Source organism: Streptomyces sp. NPDC088794 (genome assembly GCF_044750545.1).
Lineage (GTDB): Bacteria > Actinomycetota > Actinomycetes > Streptomycetales > Streptomycetaceae > Streptomyces.
Window position 1 is genome coordinate 110,918 of sequence record NZ_JBIVKB010000010.1, and the last position, 22,854, is coordinate 133,771.

General features: G+C 70.3%; 18 protein-coding genes. 13 read left to right on the forward strand and 5 right to left on the reverse strand.

What is annotated here, in order from left to right; translation table 11 throughout:
- The first annotated feature begins 62 nt into the window (after positions 1 to 62).
- Complete coding sequence (locus ACIP6U_RS26700) at positions 63 to 989, forward strand: proline dehydrogenase family protein (RefSeq protein ID WP_401722606.1); 927 nt, start codon at positions 63 to 65, stop codon at positions 987 to 989.
- A 37-nt stretch (positions 990 to 1,026) separates the two neighbouring features.
- Positions 1,027 to 2,658, forward strand: coding sequence for an L-glutamate gamma-semialdehyde dehydrogenase (pruA, locus tag ACIP6U_RS26705; RefSeq protein WP_401722608.1), 1,632 nt, complete (start codon positions 1,027 to 1,029; stop codon positions 2,656 to 2,658).
- A gap of 30 nt (positions 2,659 to 2,688) precedes the next feature.
- On the opposite strand, the gene ACIP6U_RS26710 is transcribed toward pruA, so the two are convergent.
- Positions 2,689 to 3,678: an NADP-dependent oxidoreductase gene (locus tag ACIP6U_RS26710; RefSeq protein ID WP_401722611.1), complete on the reverse strand. Its 990-nt coding sequence runs from the start codon at positions 3,676 to 3,678 to the stop codon at positions 2,689 to 2,691.
- Positions 3,679 to 3,779: 101 nt separating this feature from the next.
- On the opposite strand from ACIP6U_RS26710, the gene ACIP6U_RS26715 reads away from it, so the two are divergent.
- Entirely contained in the window at positions 3,780 to 4,691 is a 912-nt protein-coding gene (locus tag ACIP6U_RS26715; protein ID WP_401723105.1) for a LysR family transcriptional regulator, read from the forward strand.
- A gap of 245 nt (positions 4,692 to 4,936) precedes the next feature.
- Positions 4,937 to 5,068 (forward strand): hypothetical protein, encoded by a 132-nt coding sequence (locus ACIP6U_RS26720; RefSeq protein WP_123997543.1) that lies wholly within the window; start codon positions 4,937 to 4,939, stop codon positions 5,066 to 5,068.
- Between the two features lie 79 nt (positions 5,069 to 5,147).
- Here the strand turns inward: ACIP6U_RS26720 and ACIP6U_RS26725 are convergent, their stop codons facing one another.
- Positions 5,148 to 6,734: a purple acid phosphatase family protein gene (locus tag ACIP6U_RS26725; protein WP_401722614.1), complete on the reverse strand. Its 1,587-nt coding sequence runs from the start codon at positions 6,732 to 6,734 to the stop codon at positions 5,148 to 5,150.
- Positions 6,735 to 6,898: 164 nt separating this feature from the next.
- Between ACIP6U_RS26725 and ACIP6U_RS26730 the strand changes: the two genes are divergently transcribed.
- Both ACIP6U_RS26730 and ACIP6U_RS26735 read left to right on the forward strand, forming a co-directional pair.
- Positions 6,899 to 7,942, forward strand: coding sequence for a 3-isopropylmalate dehydrogenase (locus ACIP6U_RS26730; protein WP_401722617.1), 1,044 nt, complete (start codon positions 6,899 to 6,901; stop codon positions 7,940 to 7,942).
- A gap of 263 nt (positions 7,943 to 8,205) precedes the next feature.
- Entirely contained in the window at positions 8,206 to 9,294 is a 1,089-nt protein-coding gene (locus ACIP6U_RS26735; protein ID WP_401722620.1) for a branched-chain amino acid aminotransferase, read from the forward strand.
- A gap of 6 nt (positions 9,295 to 9,300) precedes the next feature.
- Here ACIP6U_RS26735 and ACIP6U_RS26740 read toward each other — a convergent pair whose 3' ends face one another.
- Positions 9,301 to 10,728 carry a cytosine permease gene (locus ACIP6U_RS26740; protein WP_401722623.1) on the reverse strand — a complete coding sequence of 476 codons (1,428 nt, stop codon included), beginning with the start codon at positions 10,726 to 10,728 and terminating at the stop codon, positions 9,301 to 9,303.
- Positions 10,729 to 10,866: 138 nt separating this feature from the next.
- Here ACIP6U_RS26740 and ureA point away from each other — a divergent pair, with 138 nt between their 5' ends.
- The 7 genes from ureA (at position 10,867) to cimA (ending at position 20,340) form a co-directional block, all read left to right on the forward strand.
- A complete protein-coding gene (gene ureA / locus ACIP6U_RS26745) occupies positions 10,867 to 11,547 on the forward strand; it encodes an urease subunit gamma (RefSeq protein WP_401722625.1) in 681 nt (226 codons plus the stop codon).
- Positions 11,544 to 13,229 carry an urease subunit alpha gene (locus ACIP6U_RS26750; protein ID WP_401722628.1) on the forward strand — a complete coding sequence of 562 codons (1,686 nt, stop codon included), beginning with the start codon at positions 11,544 to 11,546 and terminating at the stop codon, positions 13,227 to 13,229. The genes ureA and ACIP6U_RS26750 overlap by 4 nt, the downstream gene beginning before the upstream one ends.
- A gap of 49 nt (positions 13,230 to 13,278) precedes the next feature.
- Positions 13,279 to 14,298, forward strand: coding sequence for an agmatine/peptidylarginine deiminase (locus ACIP6U_RS26755; RefSeq protein ID WP_401722631.1), 1,020 nt, complete (start codon positions 13,279 to 13,281; stop codon positions 14,296 to 14,298).
- A 25-nt stretch (positions 14,299 to 14,323) separates the two neighbouring features.
- Positions 14,324 to 14,923, forward strand: coding sequence for a TetR/AcrR family transcriptional regulator (locus ACIP6U_RS26760; RefSeq protein ID WP_401722634.1), 600 nt, complete (start codon positions 14,324 to 14,326; stop codon positions 14,921 to 14,923).
- A 123-nt stretch (positions 14,924 to 15,046) separates the two neighbouring features.
- Positions 15,047 to 17,113: a hypothetical protein gene (locus ACIP6U_RS26765; protein ID WP_401722637.1), complete on the forward strand. Its 2,067-nt coding sequence runs from the start codon at positions 15,047 to 15,049 to the stop codon at positions 17,111 to 17,113.
- 49 nt (positions 17,114 to 17,162) lie between these two features.
- A complete protein-coding gene (locus ACIP6U_RS26770) occupies positions 17,163 to 18,428 on the forward strand; it encodes a TolB family protein (protein ID WP_401722638.1) in 1,266 nt (421 codons plus the stop codon).
- A gap of 307 nt (positions 18,429 to 18,735) precedes the next feature.
- On the forward strand, positions 18,736 to 20,340 hold the full coding sequence (gene cimA / locus ACIP6U_RS26775) for a citramalate synthase (protein ID WP_401722641.1): 1,605 nt from the start codon (positions 18,736 to 18,738) through the stop codon (positions 20,338 to 20,340).
- 31 nt (positions 20,341 to 20,371) lie between these two features.
- Here cimA and ACIP6U_RS26780 read toward each other — a convergent pair whose 3' ends face one another.
- A complete protein-coding gene (locus tag ACIP6U_RS26780; protein WP_401722643.1) occupies positions 20,372 to 20,860 on the reverse strand; it encodes a hypothetical protein in 489 nt (162 codons plus the stop codon).
- 37 nt (positions 20,861 to 20,897) lie between these two features.
- Complete coding sequence (locus ACIP6U_RS26785) at positions 20,898 to 22,763, reverse strand: ricin-type beta-trefoil lectin domain protein (RefSeq protein ID WP_401722645.1); 1,866 nt, start codon at positions 22,761 to 22,763, stop codon at positions 20,898 to 20,900.
- Between the last annotated feature and the right edge of the window lie 91 nt (positions 22,764 to 22,854).

Consider the following 22,854-nt stretch of genomic DNA (forward strand, 5'->3'; position numbering starts at 1 on the left):
ACGATCGGAGGGGTCCCTAGGTTTCACGGTGGTCCTGTCTGCTGGTTCTGTGGAGGTGCCCCGTGCTGGGTCCCGTGATTCTCGCCGCCTCGCGCAGCGATCGGATGCGTCGGCTGATCTCGGCCGCGCCGGTGACCAAGCAGGTCGTCGACCGCTTCATCCCCGGCGAGACCGTGGACGAGATCGTGCCGATCGTCCAGGACCTCACCGACAAGGGTCTCGAGCTGACGATGGACGTCGTCGGCGAGGACATCACCACCCCCGAGCAGGCCGCCGCCGCCCGCGACGCCTATCTGACGCTCGTCGAACGGCTGGGGGAGCTGGAGCTGGGCACCCGCGCCGAGATGTCGATCAAGCTGTCCATGTTCGGGCAGGCGCTGCCCGGCGGCCACGAACTCGCCCTCGCCAACGTCCGGCCCGTCGTCGAGGCCGCCGCCGCCATCGGTACGACCGTCACGCTCGACGCCGAGGACCACACCACCCTCGACTCGATGTTCGCGATCCACGAGGAGCTGCGGAAGGATTTCCCGCAGACCGGCTGCGTCATCCAGGCCTACCTCTTCCGCACCGAGACCGACGCCCGCCGCCTCGCCGAGGCCGGCAGCCGGGTGCGGGTGGTGAAGGGCGCCTACAAGGAGCCCGCCGAGGTCGCCTACCAGCAGAAACACGAGATCGACAAGGCGTACGTCCGGATCCTGCGGATCCTGATGGAGGGTTCCGGCTACCCGATGATCGGGTCCCACGACCCGCGCCTCATCTCCATCGCCCAGGAACTCGCCCGGCGCGCCGGGCGCAAGCTCGACGAGTACGAGTTCCAGATGCTGTACGGAATCAGGAGCGACGAGCACCTGCGCCTCGCCGCCGAGGGCCACCGCATGCGCGTCTACACCGCCTACGGCACCGACTGGTACGGCTACTTCATGCGGCGCCTCGCCGAGAAGCCCGCCAACCTCCTCTTCTTCGCACGATCCACCCTCACCAAGGGCTGACCGAACACCCGCTCACGTACAAGGAGTTACGGATCTCATGGACGCTGTGACCCAGGTCCCCACCCCCGTCAACGAGCCGGTGCACGGCTACGCCCCCGGCTCGCCCGAGCGCGCCCGTCTCGAGGCCAAGCTCAAGGAGCTGGCCGAGAACCCGATCGACCTGCCGATGACCATCGGCGGCGAGCGGCGGATGGGTGGCGGCGAGCGCGTCGACGTCGTCCAGCCGCACAACCACAAGGCGCGCCTCGGCACTTACGCCAATGCCACCCAGGACGACGCCCAGGACGCGATCGACGCGGCCCTCGCCGCCGCGCCCGCCTGGCGCGCGATGGCCTTCGACGACCGCGCCGCGATCATCCTGCGCGCCGCCGAACTGCTCTCCGGCCCCTGGCGCGAGACCCTCGCGGCCTCCACCATGCTCGGTCAGTCCAAGACCGCCCAGCAGGCCGAGATCGACTGTCCCTGCGAGCTCGTCGACTTCTGGCGCTTCAACGTCAAGTACGCCCGCGACCTGCTCGCCGAGCAGCCCCCGGCCAACTCCCCGGGCGTCTGGAACCGGCTCGACCACCGCCCGCTCGAAGGCTTCGTCTACGCGATCACGCCCTTCAACTTCACGGCGATCGCGGGCAACCTGCCGACCGCGCCCGCCCTCATGGGCAACGTCGTCGTCTGGAAGCCGTCGCCGACGCAGACCCATTCCGCCGTGCTGCTCCTGCAGTTGCTGGAGGAGGCGGGGCTGCCCAAGGGCGTCATCAACCTCGTCACCGGCGACGGCATCGAGGTGTCGAAGGTCGCTCTTGAGCACCGCGACCTCGCCGCGATCCACTTCACCGGGTCCACCAAGACCTTCCAGCACCTGTGGAAGACGGTCGGCACCAACATCGAGAAGTACCGCACCTACCCGCGCCTGGTCGGCGAGACCGGCGGCAAGGACTTCCTCGTCGCCCACCCGAGCGCCGACCGTGCCGTGTTGAAGACGGCGCTGACCCGTGGCGCCTTCGAGTACCAGGGCCAGAAGTGCAGTGCCACCTCGCGCGCCTACATCCCGGCCTCCATCTGGAACTCCGGCTTCAAGGAGGAGTTCGCGGCCGAGGTCGACTACCTGACCATGGGTGACGTCACCGACCTCGCCAACTTCGTCGGCGCGGTGATCGACGAGCGCGCGTTCGCCAAGAACAAGGCGGCCATCGACCGCGCGAAGGCGGATCCCAACTGCACGATCGTCGCGGGCGGTTCGTACGACGACTCGGTCGGCTACTTCGTCCGCCCGACCGTCGTGGAGTGCAGTGACCCCGACAACGAGGTGTTCCGCACCGAGTACTTCGGCCCGTTCCTCGCCGTGCACGTCTACGAGGACGAGAACTACGACGAGATGCTGACCCAGATGGAGTCGGTCTCCGACTACGCGCTGACCGGCTCGGTCATCTCCAACGACCGCGCGGCGGCCGCGTACACGATGGAGAAGCTGCGCTACGCGGCCGGCAACTTCTACATCAACGACAAGTCCACCGGCGCCGTCGTCGGCCAGCAGCCCTTCGGCGGCGGCCGCGCCTCCGGCACCAACGACAAGGCCGGCGCCCCGCAGAACCTGATGCGCTGGACCCTGACCCGCGCCATCAAGGAGACGCTGGTCGCGCCCACCGACTACGGCTACCCGCACATGGGCTGACCACATCCCGCACGTGATCGGGCCGGGTCCTCAGGACCCGGCCCGCACCAGTATCTTGCCCGTGTTGCCGCCCCGCAGCATCAGCAGGAACGCCTCCACGATCCGCTCGAAGCCGTCCACCACCGTCTCGTCCAGGGCCAGGGCCCCGCTGCGCAGATGCGGTACGGCGAAGTCGTACAACTCCTGCTGTGCGTCCAGGTGGTCGCGCACCAGGAAGCCCTCGATCCGCAGGCTCTTCTCCACGACGTCGGCGTGGTTGAACAGCACGGGCGGTGCGTCCTGCGTGTTGTACTGGCCGACCGTGCCGATCCGCACCACCCGCCCGTGGTCGCGCAACGCGCCTATCGCCGCGCCCAGTTGTTCACCGCCTACGTTGTCGACGAAGAGGTCGATGCCGTCCGGGGTCGCCTTGGTGAGGAGTTCGGCGACGGGGCCTGTGCGGTAGTCGAAGGCCGCGTCGTAACCCACCTGTTCCGTCAGGTAGTTCACCTTCTCGGCCGAGCCCGCGCTGCCGATCAGGCGGCCCGCGCCCAGCAGCCGGGCGAAGCGGCCGGTCGCCGTGCCGACTCCGCCCGCCGCCGCGGACACGAACACGTCGTCGCCCGCGCGGAGTCGCGCGATGCGGGTGAGGCCGACGTACGCCGTCAGGCCCGTGCCGCCGAGGACGCTCAAGTACGCGGAGAGGGGCACGCCTTCGTGCCGGGGGAGCCGTCTCACCTCGGCCGGGGACACCACCGAGTGGGTCCGCCAGCCCTTGCGGTGGAAGACGATCTCGCCCTCGGGCAGGGACGGTTCGCGCGAGGCGGTGATCCGGCCCAGCGCGCGTCCCTCCAGCGGGGAGTTCAACTCGAAGTCCCCGTCCATCATTTCGCGGTGGTAGGGGTCGACCGACCAGTAGAGGTTCTCGACCACGGCCGTGCCGGGCGCGGGGGAGGGGACGGGGGACTGGGTGAAGCGGAAGTGGTCGGGGGTCGGGAAGCCGGTGGGGCGGGCGGTCTGGTGCACGGTGAGCGCGGTCATGAGGGCGACCGTAGGGAGGAATGGCCGGCGTGGGCAGGGGGTTGGGTTCATGGGACGGGCGGATCCATGAGCCGCTCGCATACGGGCAGGTGGTGGCGTGGATGGAGGGCAGGGTCGGCACGGTCGATCTCGCGCCGCAGGAGCTTAGGACGCTGGTCGCCGTGGCCGACGAGGGCGGTTTCTCGGCCGCCGCGATACGGCTCGGGAGCACCCAGTCCGCCGTCTCGCATGCCGTGCGCGGCATCGAACGCAAGCTGGGGGTCGTGCTGTTCGAGCGCGGGCGCTACGGGGCCAGGGCCACGCCCGCCGGTGCCCGGGCCGTCGCGCACGCGCGGCGCGTCCTGCGGCTGCTGGAGGTGATGGTCGCCGAGACCAGGGGGCTCGGGACAGGACCGGGTACGGGTCTCGGGACGGGCGTCGTCGGCGGCCCCCTGCGCATCGCCGCCTTCCGGAGCGCGGCCCTGCATCTCCTGCCGCCCGTGCTGGAGCGGCTCACCGCCGCGCACCCGGCGATCGAGCCGACCGTGCGCGTGGTCCGCGAGGTCGGGGCGGGCACCGCCGGTGAGGTGGCCCAGGGCCGCGCCGATCTCGGCATCGCGACCATCGGCACCGGCTCGCCGATCCCGCCGGAGCTGGTGGGTGACGTACTCCTGGAAGAGCCGTACGCGCTGGTGCACCCGGCCGGTCATCCGGCGCCGCGCTCGCTGCCGCTGGTCGACTGGGCCGAGAACTGCTCCTCCTACACGCGCGCGTGGTGGGCCGCGCAGGACTGGATCCCGGCGGCGAGCGTGCGCGCGGAGGACGACGGGGCGGTGCTGTCGCTGGTGGGCAGCGGGTTCGGGATGGCCATCATGCCGAGGCTCTCGCTCACCGGAGCGCCGCCGTCGGTCGCGGTCACCGATCTCGGGGCGGAGCGGCCGACGCGGACCGTCGGCTATGTGACCACTCCCGAACTGGCGGCGACGGCCGCCGTCCGGGCCCTTGTGCGCGAACTGCGGGCCGGGAAGAAATAGCAGGTCAGCGTGGTGTGACTCATGGCGCCGTCTCAGATAGTAGGAAGTCCGACTAATTGTGGAGACAGACCGGCCCCCCTCACTTAACTTTGTAGGAGCCGAACGTCTCGCTCGATCAAGCGAATGGCGGTCGTGAGCCGGACACCGTGCAGGCAACCCCTGTGGTCCGTCGCTCCACCGCCCCATCCGGCGTCTCGAATCCCCCCATTTCCGCACTCCGTTGATGTCGAAGGAGTCGATTTCCCATGGCCGAGACGACCGCACGCCGCCGAGTCCGTCACACGTCCCGCACGAGCGAGTCCGACCGCAAGAACGCCGCCGCCGCGCTCCAGCGCGCCCTCGACCGCCGGGACAACGGCGGCGAGACCGGCCACTGAGCCGACGCGATTTTCCGGGCGCCGCTCCTGAGCGCACGCCCGTAGGCCGGGAGCCGCCCGCAAGGGGTGCGGCGCGGGGTCAGCTCCCGCGCCGCACCTCGAAGTGATCGATGCGCTCGCCGCTCTGCGCGAGCGCCGACACCTTCAGGGCCGGCCTGCTGCCGCTCTCCGCCTCCACCGAGAGGAAGGAGAACCCGCGGTAGCGCACCCGCGACCACTCCACGGTCTCCTGGGCCGAGCCGTGCGACTTCGTCCACCGGAAGGTGTCGACCGAGTCGTGCCGCGTGACGTGCCCCTCGTAGCTCTCCTTCACGCCCGACGGGAAGCCGTACAGATCACGGCCGCCGCCGCCCGCGGTGACGTAGACGATCCCGTCCTTCGTCGGATCGGTCGACGCGCCGATGGGCACCGCCCGGCCGACCTTGTCGCCCTTGACGGCGTCCGTGCGCTCGTAGACGTGGTTGTGGCCGTTGATCACCAGGTCCACCTCGTGCTTCTCGAACAGCGGCAGCCACTCGGTGCGCACCCCGCCGTCCGAGGCGTGGGCCGAGGTCGAGTAGGCGCAGTGGTGGAAGAAGACGACCACGAAGTCGACGCCCTTCGCCGCGCGCAGCTCACCCAGTTTCGTGTCCAGCCACTTGGTCTGCTTGCCTTGCGAGTAGCCGAAGTTGGCGGGGATCTCGTACGACACGTCGTTGGCGTCCAGCGCCACGAAGCCGACGTTGCCGTACGTGAACGCGTACACGCCCGGCGAGTTGCGCGGGTCGAAGCCGTTGTCCGGGAGGGACCAGCGGGCGAGCTGTCCGCCGTAGCCGTCCGGCGAGTACCAGGCCTCCATGTCGTGGTTGCCGGTCGTCACCATCCACGGCACGGACCTCGCCACCGACTCGTTCTGCTTGAGGAACAGGTCCCAGTAGCCGGGGTCGTAGCCGTCGGCCTTCTCGCCGCGGCCGTTGGTGTCCGCGTAGCAGATGTCACCGGCGTGCAGATGGAAGGCGGGCTCGCGGCGCAGGATCGCGTGGTCGCCGGTGGCCGCGGCCTGGCTGACGCCCTGGTCGCCGAAGGCCGTGAACACGAACTTCTCCGGGCTCGCCGGCGCCGTGCGGAACTCGCCGATGGTCGAGCGGTGTCGGGGCGCGGTCGGGTCGAAGCCCTCGTGGCCCACGCCGTAGTAGTACGTGGTGCCGGGGCGCAGGCCGTCCAGGGCCGCGTGCACGTAGTACTGCTCCAGGGCGGAGCGGACGCCGGTCAGGCCCGGGGTGTGCAGGTCGCGGATCTCCGCGGTGACGGTACGGCCCAGGTCGTCCGGCTTCGTGCCGACACGGACGTACGGCTTCTTGACCGCGAACGGCACCTGCCAGGAGACGCGCATCTGCGACTTCGGGTCGGCGCCGAAGGCGAGATGGCGGCCGAAGGGGGTGACGACCGCGCCGGACACCTTCGAGGTGGCGGGGCTGCTCGCGGCGCCGGGGCTGCTGGTCCGTCCGCCGGTCGACCTGCCGTCGGTTCCCGTGCCCGCGCACCCCGTCAGCAGCCCGCCCGCCACCGCGCCCGCGGTCACCAGCGTGCGGCGCCGGGACAGCTTGGTGCGCAGGTACTCGTACTGCTCGGCCATGGTCATCCGGCGTGCGAGCTGCTCCGGTATGCCGACATCAGGTGTCTCCATGTCGATGAAGTTCCCAGTGAACCTCAACGAGGGCCATGCGTAAGGGTGAACGGAGGTCGAACGACTGACGCCCGCCCACTCCCCGGCGGCCCGAAACCGCCCCGTGGCTGTCCGTATCGCGGACACCTCATGTCATCCCATGGGACGAGGAGTAGGGTGCCGACATGTCTCGCAGCATCAATCTCGCAGTGATCCCCGGGGACGGCATCGGCCAGGAAGTCGTGGCCGAGGGTCTGAAGGTCCTCTCCGCCGTCCTTCCGCAGGATGTGAAGCTGGAGACCCGGGAGTACGACTTCGGTGCCAAGCGCTACCGCGCCACCGGTGAGACCCTCACCGACGCCGACCTGGACTCCCTCAAGCAGCACGACGCGATCCTGCTCGGCGCCATCGGCGACCCGTCGGTCCCGTCCGGTGTCCTGGAGCGCGGCTTCCTGCTGAAGCTCCGGTTCGCCTTCGACCACCACGTCAACCTGCGGCCGAGCAAGCTGCTCCCGGGTGTGGCGACCCCCCTCGCCGGACAGCCGGAGATCGACTTCGTGGTCGTCCGCGAGGGCACCGAGGGTCCGTACACGGGCAACGGCGGCACGATCCGCAAGGGCACCGAGCACGAGGTCGCCACCGAGGTCTCCGTGAACACGGCGTTCGGTGTCGAGCGGGTCGTCCGGGACGCGTTCGCCCGCGCCCAGGCCCGTCCGCGCAAGAAGCTCACGCTGGTCCACAAGAACAACGTGCTGACCTTCGCGGGTCACCTGTGGACGAACGTCTTCAACAAGGTGGCCGAGGAGTTCCCCGAGGTCACCACGGACTACATCCACGTCGACGCGGCGACGATCTACCTCGTCACCGACCCGGCCCGCTTCGACGTGATCGTCACCGACAACCTCTTCGGCGACATCATCACCGACCTCGCCGCGGCCGTCTCCGGCGGCATCGGCGTCGCCGCCAGCGGGAACATCAACCCGTCCGGCGAGTTCCCCTCGATGTTCGAGCCCGTGCACGGCTCGGCCCCGGACATCGCGGGCCAGGGCAAGGCCGACCCCAGCGCCACGGTCCTGTCCGTCGCCCTGCTCCTGCGTCACCTCGGCTACGAGGCCGAGGCCGCCCGCATCGACGAGGCGGTCGCCGCCGACCTCGCCGACCGCACCGGCAAGCCCGCGCGCAGCACGTCCGAGATCGGCGACGCGCTGTCCGTACGAGTAGCCGGCTGACCCGCCGAGTCACTCGAAACTCTCGCAGTCTTCGAAGCCGCCGGGTCGCATATGCACCCGGCGGCTTTCGCTATGTCCCCGCCGGGTGCCACCATCATCCCCTGGGTCGCATTCACGCCGTTTTCTTCCACGGCAGCCCGCGCGCGATAATCGAACGCGGAGCCGCGGTATGAGGGAATGCTCGGACGTCCTAACACTGGCCATTGGCAGTAGCGGGCGTGAGCGCGGCCCGTCACTACACAACCGGTGAAGGACACCTACTCATGACGACGCCCACGATCGAGCTCAAGCCCTCGGCCTCGCCACTTTCCGCCGCCGAGCGGGACGCGATTCTGGCGAACCCCGGGTTCGGCCGCCACTTCACCGATCACATGGTGACGATCAAGTGGACCGAGGGCCGCGGCTGGCACGACGGCCAGCTGGTTCCGTACGGTCCGATCTCCATCGACCCCTCCACGCACGTCCTGCACTACGGGCAGGAGATCTTCGAAGGTCTCAAGGCCTACCGCCAGGCCGACGGCTCGGTCGCGGTCTTCCGCCCCGAGGCCAACGCCCGCCGCTTCCAGAACTCCGCCCGCCGGATGGCCATGGCGGAGCTGCCCGAGGAGTTGTTCATCGAGGCCCTGGACGTGCTGCTCGGGCAGGACGCGGCCTGGGTCCCGCCGCACGGCGGCGAGGAGTCGCTGTACCTGCGCCCGTTCATGTTCGCCACGGAGGCCGCGCTCGGCGTCCACCCGGCCAACGAGTACCTGTTCATGCTGATCGCCTCCCCGTCCGGCGCGTACTTCGCCGGGGGCGTCAAGCCGGTCACCATCTGGGTCTCCGAGGACTACGTCCGTGCCGTCCCCGGCGGCACCGGCGACGCCAAGACGGGCGGCAACTACGCGGCCTCCCTGCTCCCGCAGGCCGAGGCCGCCCGCAACGGCTGCGACCAGGTCGTCTACCTCGACGCGGTGACCCGCACCAAGGTCGAGGAGTCCGGCAGCATGAACATCGCCTTCGTGTACGGCGACCGCATCGTCACCCCCGCGCTGACCGGCTCGATCCTGGAGGGCATCACCCGCGACTCCCTCCTCCAGGTCGCCCGCGACCTCGGCTACACCGCCGAGGAGGACGTGGTCACCCTCCAGCAGTGGCGCGAGGACGCGGCCTCCGGCGCCCTCACCGAGGTCTTCGCCTGCGGCACGGCCGCGGTCGTCACCCCCATCGGCCACGCCAAGACCAAGGACGCCGCCTGGACCCACGGCGACGGCACCCCGGGCCCGGTCACGGCCCGCCTGCGCGAGGCGCTGCTGGGCATCCAGCGGGGCGTCAACGAGGACAAGCACGGCTGGATGCACAAGCTCGGCTAGACGCCGCTAGATCCGGCTGGTCACTTTGGGGGCCGTCGCGGACTCGGTGTCCGTGACGGCCCCCGTCGGCAACAGAAGGAAGGTCAGCCCGCCGACCGCCCCCGACAGCAGGAAGCTGCAGTCGACCCCGCCCGTCAGCGACAGCAGCGGACCCTCGTACGACGGCAGTGACACGGCGAGCAGTCCGACCGCCGCGCCCACCGCCCAGGACACCGTGGCCGGGATGTTCCAGCCCGCGCGGTACCAGTAGATCCCGCCCCGCGAGCGGCGGTTGAAGACCTGGAGGGCGTCCGCGTCGTACACGCCCCGGCAGCGCACGAAGCCGATCAGGGTGATCACCGCCCATGGCGTGCCGATCGCCGTCAGGAGCAGGACGAAGGACGTCATCGCGGACTGGGCGTTCCAGGCGTAGTGGCCGACGAAGACGCACACCGTGGCGACGACGGCGACCGTGCAGGTGGCCCGCGCGCGGGAGGCGCGGGGCAGGATCGCGTCCAGGTCGAGGCCCATGGAGTAGAGCATCAGGCCCGCGTTGCCGACCGAGCCCGCGGAGGCGGCGAGCAGCAGCGGGACCAGGTACCAGGTGGGCGACGCCGACACCAGCGGGCCCGCGTAGTCGAGGGCCGCTCGCGCCCCGAACGCCGTGAACGTGCCGAAGAGCTGGGGCACGAGGAGACCGGCGATCAGGCCGAGCCAGGTCGCGTGCAGGACCCGGCGCGAGGTGTGGCGGACCGGGGAGATGTAGCGCGTGTAGTCGCCGAGGAGGGTGATGAACGCGATCGGTCCGGACAGCCCCGCCGCCACCGTCGCCAGGCACCACGTCGGCCAGAACCCGCCCAGCAGATAGCCGCCCGCCTCCGGCAGCGCGCCGGTCGTGAAGTGCGGGGCGTACGCGAACACGCCCAGGACCAGCAGGGCGGTCATGCCGATGGACAGCACCCGGGACATGGCCAGCAGCACCCGGTACCCGTACACCGCGCCCGCCACGGTCGCCGCCGCGAGCAGCCCGTACACGACGGCGTACGAGCCACCGCCCGCCGGCAGCCCGAACAGCCGCCCCAGCACACCCACCATCACATCGCCGCCGATCCACACGGTCAGCGCCGTGTAGCCGAGGGCGAGCAGCAGCCCGACCACCGAGCCGACCAGCCGGCCCCGCACCCCGAACTGGGCGCCGGACGACGTCGACAGGTTGGTCGCCGTGCGCAGCGAGACCAGTGCCAGCGGGGCCGTGAACAGCGTGCCGACCACCGTGCCCGCCACGATCGAGCTCACCGACGCCCACCAGCCGAGCCCGAAGGACGGCGGCAGCCAGCCGAAGATGATCACACCGAGACAGAGATTGGAGCCGAGCAGGATCGACACGAGGTCGCGTGGGCCGCTGGTGCGCTCCTCGTCGGGGATGGTGTCGACTCCGCGCTGTTCTATCGGCATGGTGGGTCTCCTTCGACGGCCGCCAAGTTTTTTAGAGCGGCGTTCAATGTGACCCGTGCCAAGCTTGTGCGTCAATCTTTCCGTTCCGTGAATCTTCCGTTTAGAGTGTTGCTCTAAATGGCTAGGAGGTGCCGCCCCGTGAGACTGACTCCCACGGAACGTGACCGGCTGCTGCTGTTCTCGGCCGCCGAACTGGCCCGCGCCCGCAAGGCGCGCGGCCTCAGGCTCAACGTGCCGGAGGCCACCGCGCTCATCGCGGACACGGTGTGCGAGGCGGCCCGGGACGGGCGGCGGCTGGCCGAGGCCATCGAGCGCGCCCGGTCGGTCCTGGGACCGGACGACGTCCTGCCGGGTGTCGCCGACATCGTCACCGAGGTGCATGTCGAGGCCGTCTTCGACGACGGTTCGCGCCTCGCGGTGGTCTCGGACCCGATCGGCGGGGGAGCGGCCGAGGACGCTCCGGGCGCCCTGCTTCCGGGGCCCGAGCACGCCGAGCCCGAGGTCGTCGCCCGGGTCACGGTCACCAACACCGCGACCGTGCCGGTCTCCGTCACCTCCCACTTCCACTTCTTCGAGGCCAACCCGCGCCTCGACTTCCCCCGCGCCGCCGCCTACGGCATGCGGCTCGCGGTACCGGCCGGATCGTCCGTCCGCTTCGGCCCCGGCGAGAGCGTCGAGGTCGGCCTGCTGCCGATCGGCGGCGAGCGGATCGCGATCGGTTTCGCCGGTCTCGTCGACGGACCGCTGGACGCGCCGGGCGCGAGGGAAGAGGCCCTGCGCCGGGCGATCGCCTGCGGCTACCTGGGAGTCGAGCAGTGAATCCGTACGAGTACGCCGCCACCCACGGCCCCCGCGCCGGCGACCGCGTCCGCCTCGGCGACTCGGGGCTGACCATCCGCGTCGAGTCCGACTCGCAGCGCCACGGCGACGAGTTCCTGGCCGGTTTCGGCAAGACCGCGCGCGACGGGCTGCACCTCAAGGCCGCCGCCGTGCGCGACACCTGCGATGTCGTGATCAGCAACGTCGTCGTGATCGACGCCGTGCAGGGCATCCGGAAAGTGTCCATCGGGATCCGCGAAGGGCGGATCTGTTCCCTCGGGCGGGCCGGCAATCCCGACACCCTCGACGGGGTCGATGTCGTGGTCGGTACGGGTACCTCGATCGTGTCCGGCGAGGGGCTGATCGCCACCGCCGGTGCCGTCGACACCCACGTCCACCTGCTCTCGCCGCGCATCATGGAGGCCTCGCTGGCGTCCGGCGTGACGACGATCATCGGGCAGGAGTTCGGCCCGGTGTGGGGCGTCGGCGTCAACTCGCCCTGGGCGCTGCGGCACGCGTTCAACGCCTTTGACGCCTGGCCGGTCAACATCGGGTTCCTGGGCCGGGGTTCGTCGTCCGACGCGGCCCCGCTGATCGAGGCGCTGGCCGAGGGCGGCGCTTCCGGCTTCAAGGTGCACGAGGACATGGGCGCCCACACCCGCGCGCTGGACACCGCGCTGCGGGTCGCCGAGGAGCACGACGTCCAAGTCGCCCTGCACAGCGACGGGTTGAACGAGTGCCTGTCCGTCGAGGACACCCTGCGCGTGCTGGAGGGCCGGACGATCCACGCCTTCCACATCGAGGGCTGCGGCGGCGGACACGTGCCGAACGTGTTGAAGATGGCGGGCGTTCCGAACGTCATCGGCTCCTCCACCAACCCCACCCTGCCCTTCGGCCGGGACGCCGTCGCCGAGCACTACGGCATGATCGTCTCCGTCCACGACCTGAAGACCGACCTGCCCGGCGACGCCGCCATGGCCCGCGACCGCATCCGCGCCGGGACGATGGGCGCCGAGGACGTGCTGCACGACCTGGGCGCGATCGGCATCACCTCGTCGGACGCGCAGGGCATGGGCCGGGCCGGCGAGACCGTCCGCCGTACCTTCGCGATGGCCGGGAAGATGAAGGCCGAGTTCGGCGCGCTCGGCGGTTTCCCGGAGGCGGACCACGACAACGACCGCGTGCTGCGCTACATCGCCAAGCTGACCATCAACCCCGCCATCGCGCACGGCCTTTCGCACGAGGTCGGGTCGATCGAGGTCGGCAAGCTGGCGGACATCGTGCTGTGGCGGCCCGAGTACTTCGGCGCGAAACCGCAGCTCGTCCTGAAGTCCGGCTTTCCGGCGTACGGCGTGGTCGGCGACCCCAACGCGGCCACCGACACCTGCGAACCCCTCGTCCTGGGCCCGCAGTTCGGCGCGCACGGCAGCACGCCCGCCGACATCTCCGTGGCCTTCGTCGCCCAGGCCGCCCTCGACCAGGGCAACGACTCGATGCCGACGAGGCGCCGCCGCGTGGCCGTTCGCGGGACGCGCGGCATCGGGCCGGCCGACTTGCGCCTCAACTCCCGTACCGGAGCGGTCGATGTGGATCAGCGCACCGGTCTGGTCACCCTCGACGGCGAGCCGATCCGCTCGGAACCGGCCGAGTCGGTCTCCCTCAACCGCCTGTACTTCCTCTAGAACACACCGCTTTCTACTTCCTCCGGATCACTAGGACTTGGGACTTCTGATGAGCTTCCGTATGCCGCCCGAGTGGGCCCCGCACGAGCGCACCTGGATGGCCTGGCCCGGGCCCAACCCGACGTTCTCGAACGACGAGGAGCTGGCGGACGCACGCGCCGCCTGGGCGTCCGTGGCCCGTGCCGTGCGCCGCTTCGAGCCGGTGACGATGGTGCACGGGCCGGGGCAGGGCGAGTCGGCGCGCGAGCTCCTCGGCCCGGACGTCGAGCTGGTCGAACGCCAGCTGGACGACGCGTGGATGCGGGACATCGGCCCCACCTTCGTCACCGACGGACGTGAACTGGCCGCCGTGGACTGGACGTTCAACGGCTGGGGCGCCCAGGACTGGGCCCGCTGGGAGCACGACTCTGAGATCGCCCGCGAGGTCGCGGACCTGGCCGGGGTGCCGGCGCTGAGCAGCAGCCTGGTCAACGAGGGCGGCGCGATCCACGTCGACGGCGAGGGCACGGTCCTGCTCACAGAGACGGTCCAGCTCGGCGCCGGCCGCAACGCCGGCTGGACGCGCGAGCAGGTCGAGGCGGAGATCCACGCGAAGCTCGGCACGACCAGGGCGATCTGGCTCCCGCGCGGCCTCACCGGCGACTATCCCCCGTACGGCTTCGGGACGCTCGGCCATGTCGACATCGTGGCCGCCTTCGCGCGCCCCGGTGTCGTGGTCGCGCACTCCCAGCCGGACCCGGCCCACCCCGACCACGAGGTGAGCAAGGAGATCATCGGCCTGCTGAACGCGCAGACCGACGCCCGCGGCCGGCGCCTGGAGGTCGTCGAGGTCCCGGCCCCGACCGTCCTGGAGGCCGACGGCCACTGGGCCGACTACTCCTACATCAACCACTACCTCTGCAACGACGGCGTGGTGCTGTGCGCCTTCGACGACCCGCGCGACGAGACGGCGGCCGGAATCTTCCGGCGCCTGTTCCCCGAGCGGACGGTGACCCTGGTCGACGCCCGTACGATCTTCTCGGGTGGGGGAGGCATCCACTGCATCACGCAACAGCAGCCGAGGGTCTGAGGACCCAGCGAGAGGGAGATGGGCGATGGCCGGTGCGCGGAAGATCGCGCCGCCGCGCGAGGAGGTCCTCGCCGCAGCCATGGGCATGATCGCCGAAAGCGGTCTGGAGCAGCTCACCATGGCCGCGCTCGGCCGCGAGGTCGGCATGAGCAGCGGCCATCTCCTCTACTACTTCGGCTCCAAGGACGAACTCCTGCTGCGCACCCTGGAGTGGAGCGAGGGCCGCCTCGGCACCGAGCGCGGCCGGCTGCTGGTCGGCGCCGGCCCGGCCCGCGAACGCCTCGACGCGTACGTCGACCTGTACGTCCCCGACGGCCACCGCGACCCGCACTGGACCCTGTGGCTGGAGGTCTGGAACCGCTCGCAGAACGCCGACGAGGCGGCCCGCGACCGGCAGGCCGCCATCGAGGGAGCCTGGCACCGCGACCTGGTGGCGCTGCTCGCCGAAGGCGTCTCGCGGGGCGAGTTCCGCCGCGTCGACCCCGACCGTTTCGCCGCCCGTCTGCGCGCCCTGCTCGACGGCTTCTCCATCCATGTGGCGATCGGACTGCGCGGCACGGACCGGGCGCAAGTTCTCGGCCATGTACGGGAGTTCCTCGACGAAGGCCTCCTCGCGGACGTCTGAGGCTGTGCCCTGGTTGTACGCAATACGACCGATTGACCCTGTAGCGGGCGGTGCGTTTGCCTCGAAGAGAGCCCTCGGCGCAGGGCCGGGGGAGAAGCGTCCACGGGGATCTCAGGGGGAACCATGTCCAGAGCCGCAGGGGTGTCCGGCGTCTGCTTGGGGGTGACGCTGCTGGTCGCACTCGTCTCGCCGACCGCAGCGACCGCCGCACCGCGAGCGCCGCACCCGCCCAGCACGGAGAGAGCGAGCACGGGCGCCGACGGCGGCCAGGCCGACGGAGCCTCGAACGACCCCGCGTTCAGCGCCGACGGCCGCCATGTCGCGTTCGTGTCCGAGGCGCCGAGCTTCGGCTGCGCGCGCTTCGCCGAGTGCCTGCTGGAGAAGGACCTGGACACCGGCGAGGTCACCAGGATCGACCTCGGCAGCGGCACCACGTACGGCTCGCCGATGCTGAGCGCCGACGGGAGCCGCGTCGCCTTCTCCGCGGGCACCCGGTTCCTGGCGCCCTACCTGTACGACCGCGCCACCGGCAGCGCGGAGAAGCTGTGGCCCCAGGACCCGCCCGGCTCCAACGAGTTGGGCCGCGTCGAGTCGATCAGCCCGGACGGCACGCATGTCGCGTACACCATCGGCAACCGCAACGGCTCCGAGAGTTCCCGGCTGTTGTACGTCCGCGACACCGCCACCGGGACGGACGAGCTGATCTCACCCGCCGAGGAGGGCGGCAAGGGCGGGGCCTCGGTGAGCGGCGACGGCGAGCGGGTCGCGTACGGCGTCCGCGTCGACTCCGAGACGGATCCGAACGACGTGTTCGTCAAGGACCGGGCGACGGGCGAGCGGATCCAGGTCGACAAGAACCTTGGCACCGCCTTCCTGGTCCGCATCACCGCGGACGGCAACCGCGTCCTGCTCGACGCCGAGGGCGGTGTGTACGTCCACGATCTGCGCACCGGCAAGGACCGGCGGGTGGCCGACGGGAATCCATGGTCGGCCACGGCGGACGGCCGTTACGCCGTCGTCGCGGGCGAGGACGGCATACGGGTGCGTGACCTGCGGACGGGGCTGCGCGGGGCCGCCCTCCCGAGGACCGCCGTCGCGGCCGGCGACCTCGTGGCCGCCACGGGGCGCGCGGTGGTGGCGTTCAGTTCGACCGCGTCCCACCTGGTGGCGGGCGACACCAACGACGAGTCGGACGTGTTCGTCTTCTCGGGCGAACTCGCGAGGAACCCCGCCCCGATGCCGTCCGTCACCGAACGGATCAGCACCACACGGGACGGACAGCAGCTCGCCGTGGCGTCCCACGACCCGGTGATGGCGGACGGCCGTGTCGTCTCCTTCACGTCGGGCGACGACGTTCTTGTCAACGCGCCGGGCGGGGTCTCCGGGGTCAACTCCAGTACGCAGAAGCCCTCGTCCGACAGCACGCCCTGCACGAGTGGGCGCATGGTGAGCTACCTGGCACCGCACGCGACCGACGGCGGCCCCGAGGTCTTCGTCCGCAACCGCTCGGTCGGCAAACTCACCGGCATCGCGACCCACGAGGGTGTCCGCTTCACCTGGATGGGACACTCCCAGGTCGACCCCACCTGCCAGTGGGTCACCTGGGCCGCCACGCTGCCCGCCACCGAGGCCGACCCGCACCCCCAACCCCGCGTCTACCGCTTCAAGTTCAACGGCGGTGACGTCGACGTCGTCAGCGCGCCCACGGGCGAGGCGGCGACCAATCCGTCCATCAGCTACGACGGCCGGTACATCGCCTTCGACCAGGGCGGTGCGATCTACGTCCGTGACCTGGACACCGGCGCCCTGGAGAAGGCCGGCTCCGGTGCGTCGGCGCCCTCGAACAGCGCGGACGGCCGCAAGGTCGCCTTCCAGCACGGCCGGGACATCCACGTCCGTGACCTCGACGCCGGGACCACGACCAAGGTCCGCGGCACGCAGCCCTCGCTCGCCGGGGACGGCACGCATCTCGCGTACGTCCGGGGCGGGGCCGTATATCTGCGCGAACTGCCCACGGGCAAGGCCCAGTTGATCAGCGTGGACCGCTGGGGCGGCCGCAACGACCTCCCGGCCCGGCACCCGTCCGTCGACTACGACGGCACGGTCGTCGCGTTCGAGTCGGCGTCACCCGATCTGGTGGAGGGGGACACCAACGGGGTGTCGGACGTGTTCCTGAGGACAGTGCAGTGACAGGCAACGACCACTCATGACAAGCGACAACCGCTACGGGGGAACAACCATGCGCACGAGAACGCGACGCACCGCACTCGCCGCCGGGCTCGCGGCCGGCCTGATCACGCTGTCCTCGGCCACCGCGTCCGCCGCGCCGCCGCCCCGCACCGAGCGGATCACCCTGTCGGAGACGGGGGAGCAGATCGGGAAGGGCGGGGGCGGCGCGGCCCTCAGCGCCGACGGGCGCTACGCCGCGTTCGTCTCGGACGATCCCGAGGTGGTGCCCGGCGACACCAACGGCGCGACCGACGTGTTCGTCCGGGACCTGCGCCGGGGAACCGTCGAGCGGGTCAACGTGGCCTCGGACGGGACACAGGCGGACGGCGGCAGCAGCTACCGGGCGGAGATCAGCGCCGACGGCCGGTACGTCGCCTTCATCTCCTCCGCGAAGAACCTCGACGAGTGGTCGGACCCCGACCCCTACGCCAGTGACCTCTACGTCCACGACCGTCGTACCGGCCGCACGGAACGGGTCAGCGTCGCTCCCGACGGCGGCACGGCCCGGGTCTTCGACGGCTTCGACATGTCCGCCGACGGCCGGTACCTCGCCTTCACCGCCTCCTCGAAGCGGATGGAAGGGGCCGCGAACGACCAGATCCTCGGCTACGTCCTCGACCGCCGCACCGGCGCCGTCAAGAAGGTCAGCGACCACATCCCGGCGGACTGGTACGTCTTCAGCATCCAGCTCAGCGCCGACGGCAACCACCTCACCTACGTACAGCGCCATCCTCGCGGCGGGCGCCACGAGTTGTGGCTCGTCGACCTGCGCAGCGGTGAGCAGAAACTGGTGAACGCCACACCCGAGGGCGACCCCACCAACGGCGAACCACTGGGCGCGTCGCTCTCCGCGGACGGCAGCCTCCTGTCGTACTCCTCCTTCGACGAGACCACGGTCCCCGAGGCCCCGAGGTACACCTGGGAGCTCTACCTGTTCGACAGCCGCACGGGGAAGACCCGGTGGGTGACCCACGAGGGCAAGGGCGAGCTGGGCGGCGGCGTCCTCAGCCCCGACGGCCGCAGGCTGGCCTACCACACCACGACCCCCCTCGGTGACGAGCCGGTCATCGAGAACGTCCATGTGCGCGACCTGCGGACCGGCCGGACGGAACTCGTCACCCGCACGCTCACGGGGGGACCGGTGGCCGAGGGGTACGCATCACCCAGCGCGTTCAGCCGCGACGGCCGACTGCTCGCCTTCTACTCGACCGCGCCCGACCTCGTCCCCGGCGACACCAACGACACGGGAGACGGCTTCCTGCGCCGCCTGCGGTGACCGGCGGCATGCTCGCATCCTGAGACACCCATGAGCGGAGCGCGGAGGCTGTGCCAGACTGCCTCCGTGCTCTCGTTCGCCATGATTATTGGCAGCAGGCGCGCCGGTCCGCAGTGACCGCCACGTACGACCAGGTACGGGCGGACACCGTCGTTCTCGACCCGCGCGCAGACCTCTCGCACCCGCGAGGGGTTTTTCGCTTTTCTGGCCCACCTCAAGCCGGGAGCGGAGCGCGAGGGATCATTGGAGGACGGTGGAGCCGGTCATTCCGGTACAGACCGAGATCCAACACAGGAGCCTTGACACCATGACGGAAACCAGCGAGCTCGACGACTCGTTCCACGTCTTCGACACCACCCTGCGCGACGGCGCCCAGCGCGAGGGCATCAACCTCACCGTCGCGGACAAGCTGGCTATCGCCCGTCACCTGGACGACTTCGGCGTCGGCTTCATCGAGGGCGGCTGGCCGGGCGCCAACCCGCGGGACACCGAGTTCTTCGCCCGTGCCCGGCAGGAGATCGACTTCCAGCACGCCGAGCTGGTCGCCTTCGGCGCGACCCGCCGGGCCGGCGGCAAGGCGAGCGAGGACCCGCAGGTCAAGGCACTCCTGGACTCCGGCGCCGAAGTGATCACGCTGGTCGCCAAGTCCCACGACCGGCACGTCGAGCTCGCGCTGCGCACCACGCTGGACGAGAACCTGGAGATGGTCCGCGACACGGTGTCCTTCCTCAAGGACCAGGGCCGCCGCGTCTTCGTCGACTGCGAGCACTTCTTCGACGGCTACCGTGCCAACCCGGAGTACGCGAAGGCGGTCGTACGGACCGCAGCGGAGGCCGGCGCCTCCGTCGTGATCCTGTGCGACACCAACGGCGGGATGCTCCCGGCCCAGATCCAGGCCGTGGTCGCCACCGTCCTCGCCGACACCGGCGCCCGGCTCGGCATCCACACCCAGGACGACACCGGCTGCGCGGTCGCCAACACCCTCGCCGCCGTCGACGCGGGCGCCACCCACGTCCAGTGCACGGCGAACGGCTACGGCGAGCGGGTCGGCAACGCCAACCTGTTCCCGGTGGTGGCGGCCCTGGAGCTGAAGTACGGCAAGAAGGTCCTGCCCGACGGCAAGCTCCGCGAGATGACCCGCATCTCGCACGCGATCGCCGAGGTCGTCAACCTCACCCCCTCCACCCACCAGCCCTACGTCGGCGTCTCGGCCTTCGCGCACAAGGCGGGACTGCACGCCTCCGCGATCAAGGTCGACCCGGACCTGTACCAGCACATCGACCCCGAGCAGGTCGGCAACACCATGCGGATGCTGGTCTCCGACATGGCGGGCCGCGCCTCCATCGAGCTCAAGGGCAAGGAACTGGGCGTGGACCTCGGCGGCGACCGCGCGCTGGTCGGCCGGGTCGTGGAGCGCGTGAAGGAGCGCGAACTCCAGGGCTACACCTACGAGGCCGCCGACGCCTCCTTCGAACTCCTCCTGCGCGGCGAGGTCGAGGGCCGTCCCCTGAAGTACTTCGAGGTCGAGTCCTGGCGGGCCATCGTCGAGGACCGCCCCGACGGCTCCCACGCCAACGAGGCCACCGTCAAGCTCTACGCCAAGGGCGAGCGCATCGTCGCCACCGCCGAGGGCAACGGCCCGGTCAACGCCCTGGACCGCGCCCTGCGCGTGGCCCTCGAAAAGCTCTACCCGCAGCTCGCCAAGCTCGACCTGGTCGACTACAAGGTCCGCATCCTGGAGGGCGTCCATGGCACGTCCTCCACCACCCGGGTCCTGATCTCCACCACCGACGGCTCGGGCGAGTGGTCGACGGTGGGCGTCGCGGAGAACGTGATCGCCGCGTCCTGGCAGGCCCTTGAGGACGCCTACACCTTCGGCCTGCTGCGCGCGGGCGTGGAGCCGCCCGCGTAACTCCGGTCCGGTACAGGCGGATCGGGCCGCCTCAGCAGGAGTCCTCGGCGAGTCTCTCGAACTCGCCGAGGCTCATGGCCTTGTCGTCGGCCCAGACCTGGCCGGGCTTGAGGGCGGCGAGATCCGCTGCGCGGAAGATGACGCGACCGGTGTACTCGTAGGTGTACTCCGCCTTGCCGAAGGCGAGTTCGTACGTGTAGTCCGGCACCAGCCGCTGTTCACCCACAGCACGGGCCTGCCACGCGGACGGCGGTGCGAAGAGCGGGAACCCGGCGTCGGTGCCGTGCCGCTTCCCGGGCACCCGCCAGCCCGAGTAGTTCCGTTCGGACTCCGTGTCGGCCGGGGCCCCGACGAGCGAGAGCCCCTGGATCAGGTCGTCACCGCACGGCCGCAGGACAGCCTGTGGCGCCCCTGTCGCGTCCACGCCCACCGCGGCCAGCGGAAGGTCGATCGCCCCGCACCCGCTGAGCAACAGACACCCGGCCACCGCACCCGCGACGGCCACCCCTGAACGTCTCATGTCCCGCCCCCCCGTGAGGGCGGGACATGATCCCGCCCTACTGCAGGTGCCACTTCTGGTTGGCGGCTCCCGTGCAGGTCCAGATCTGTGCCCGAGCCCCGTTGGCCGAGGAATTCCCGGTCACGTCAAGGCACTTGTTCGCCGCGGCATTCACCACATCACCGGTCGTCGCGTTGTACGACCACTGTTGCGCACCGGTCCCGTTGCAGTCGTACAACTGCACCTTGGCCCCGTCCGCCGTCGACGCGGAGGTCACGTCCAGGCACTTGCCGAGCGAGCGCACCGAGCCGTCGGTCCCCACGGTCCACTGCTGGGCCGTCGAGCCGTTGCAGTCGTAGAGCTGCACGGCGGTGCCGTTGGTGGTCGAACCGCCCGCCACGTCCAGGCACTTGCTCGCCAGGCCGACGAAGGCGCCGGTCCGGCTGCCGCCCCCGGACTGCGTGCCCGTCCAGGTGAACGTCGCCGACGTCTTGCCCGGCAGGGAGTAAGTGGCGTGCTGGCCGCCCCAGTTGATGGTCACCGTCTTGGCGGCGGACCCGTCGTTGTAGGCGATCAGCGCCTTGGACCCGTCGGGGTTGCGCCAGGCCACGTTCGGCACGTTGGTGGACGCCGTCGAAGCGATCCGCTGAGCGCCCGGCCGGACGAACTTCGTCAGGTGGCCCATCGTGTAGTACTCGACGGTGTAGTCGACGGTCCCGCTCGCGCCGTCCCCGTTGTGTACGGTGATCAGGCCGGTGCAGGTGCCGCAGCCGCCGTTGTGCGGGCCCATGTTCTGGTCCACGGCGAGCGACCACTTGGTCACCGACTTCGCCCAGTTGCGGGTGTAGTCGATGATGTTGTTCATGTCCTCGCGCTGCTGGTTGGCGATCCAGGTGCCACCGGAGTGCTCGGTCCCGAAGGCGTCCAGCGTCGGGTACTGGTTGTGCACGGTGGTCTGCTTGTTGATGTCACCGCCGTACCCGTGCCAGGCGATCCCGCCGAAGTTCGGGTGCGAACGGACCGCCGCGTCGTCGACGGTCGGCGCCGCGTAGGAGTCGTAGACGTCCCAGTTCCAGTCGTGCGCGAGGACCTTGGTCGTCAGCCCGGCCGCCTGGAGCTTCGGCAGCAGCTCGCTCTTGGTGAAGTAGGCGAGCCCGCTCCCGTTCCAGCTCATCGACGGGTAGCCCGAACAACAGGTCGGCTCGTTCTGCGCGGTCACGTACGAGACGTTGACGCCCTGGGCCTTGTACGCCTGGAGGTACTTCACGAAGTAGTTGGCGTACGCCCCGTAGTTCTCGGCCTTCAGCCAGCCGCCGTTGAGCGACCCGCTGTCCTTCATCCAGGCCGGCGCCGTCCATGGCGAGGCCATGACAGTCAAAGAGGGGTTGAGACTCACCGCCTGCTTGGTCAGCGGCACGACGTCGGCGAGGTCGTGCGCGATCGAGAAGGAGTTGAGGTTCGGGTCGGTCTGTCCGGCCGGCACGTCGTCGTACGAGTAGCCGTACCGCGCCAGGTCGGACGCGCCCATCGGGTTGCGCAGGAACGAGAGACCGATGCCGTCCGTCGGCGAGAACAGCTTGGTCATGGTCGCGTTCCGGGTCGACGCGGACAACGCCCCGCTGCTGTTCATCAGCCAGGCCGCGGTGTCGGTGAAGGACGCGCCGCCGCCGGTGAAGGTCTGGTACCGGGTGTTCTCGTCGACGGTGATGTTCTCGCCGCTGCCGCCCGAACCGGACTGGAAGGCGAACGGCGTCTGCGCCTGGAGGCCGCGCGTGACATGGCGGCCGCCGGCGTCGTCGGTGGTGGTGAGATAGGCGGTGACCTGTTCGCCTGCGGCTTGTGCGGGGACGGTGGCCGCGGTGATGCCGGCCGTGGAGAGCAGACCGGCCAACAGCAGCCGGATCGCGCGGGGGGTTCTCCTCATGCTGGTCGCCCTTCCCGAAATGTCTGACGTGACGTCTTGACGGGTGTGTGGGCCGTTAGTTAACTCACGGCGTGATCTAAGTCATGAGTGA

Coding starts and splice junctions, on each gene's coding strand:
- ACIP6U_RS26715 (WP_401723105.1), top strand. CDS start 3,780: ATGGAGGGCAGGGTCGGCACGGTCGATCTCGCGCCGCAGGAGCTTAGG.
- ACIP6U_RS26770 (WP_401722638.1), top strand. CDS start 17,163: ATGCGCACGAGAACGCGACGCACCGCACTCGCCGCCGGGCTCGCGGCC.
- ACIP6U_RS26720 (WP_123997543.1), top strand. CDS start 4,937: ATGGCCGAGACGACCGCACGCCGCCGAGTCCGTCACACGTCCCGCACG.
- pruA (WP_401722608.1), top strand. CDS start 1,027: ATGGACGCTGTGACCCAGGTCCCCACCCCCGTCAACGAGCCGGTGCAC.
- ACIP6U_RS26760 (WP_401722634.1), top strand. CDS start 14,324: ATGGCCGGTGCGCGGAAGATCGCGCCGCCGCGCGAGGAGGTCCTCGCC.
- ACIP6U_RS26740 (WP_401722623.1), bottom strand. CDS start 10,728: ATGCCGATAGAACAGCGCGGAGTCGACACCATCCCCGACGAGGAGCGC.
- ACIP6U_RS26730 (WP_401722617.1), top strand. CDS start 6,899: ATGTCTCGCAGCATCAATCTCGCAGTGATCCCCGGGGACGGCATCGGC.
- ACIP6U_RS26785 (WP_401722645.1), bottom strand. CDS start 22,763: ATGAGGAGAACCCCCCGCGCGATCCGGCTGCTGTTGGCCGGTCTGCTC.
- ACIP6U_RS26735 (WP_401722620.1), top strand. CDS start 8,206: ATGACGACGCCCACGATCGAGCTCAAGCCCTCGGCCTCGCCACTTTCC.
- ACIP6U_RS26710 (WP_401722611.1), bottom strand. CDS start 3,678: ATGACCGCGCTCACCGTGCACCAGACCGCCCGCCCCACCGGCTTCCCG.
- cimA (WP_401722641.1), top strand. CDS start 18,736: ATGACGGAAACCAGCGAGCTCGACGACTCGTTCCACGTCTTCGACACC.
- ACIP6U_RS26780 (WP_401722643.1), bottom strand. CDS start 20,860: ATGAGACGTTCAGGGGTGGCCGTCGCGGGTGCGGTGGCCGGGTGTCTG.
- ACIP6U_RS26755 (WP_401722631.1), top strand. CDS start 13,279: ATGAGCTTCCGTATGCCGCCCGAGTGGGCCCCGCACGAGCGCACCTGG.
- ACIP6U_RS26765 (WP_401722637.1), top strand. CDS start 15,047: ATGTCCAGAGCCGCAGGGGTGTCCGGCGTCTGCTTGGGGGTGACGCTG.
- ACIP6U_RS26725 (WP_401722614.1), bottom strand. CDS start 6,734: ATGGAGACACCTGATGTCGGCATACCGGAGCAGCTCGCACGCCGGATG.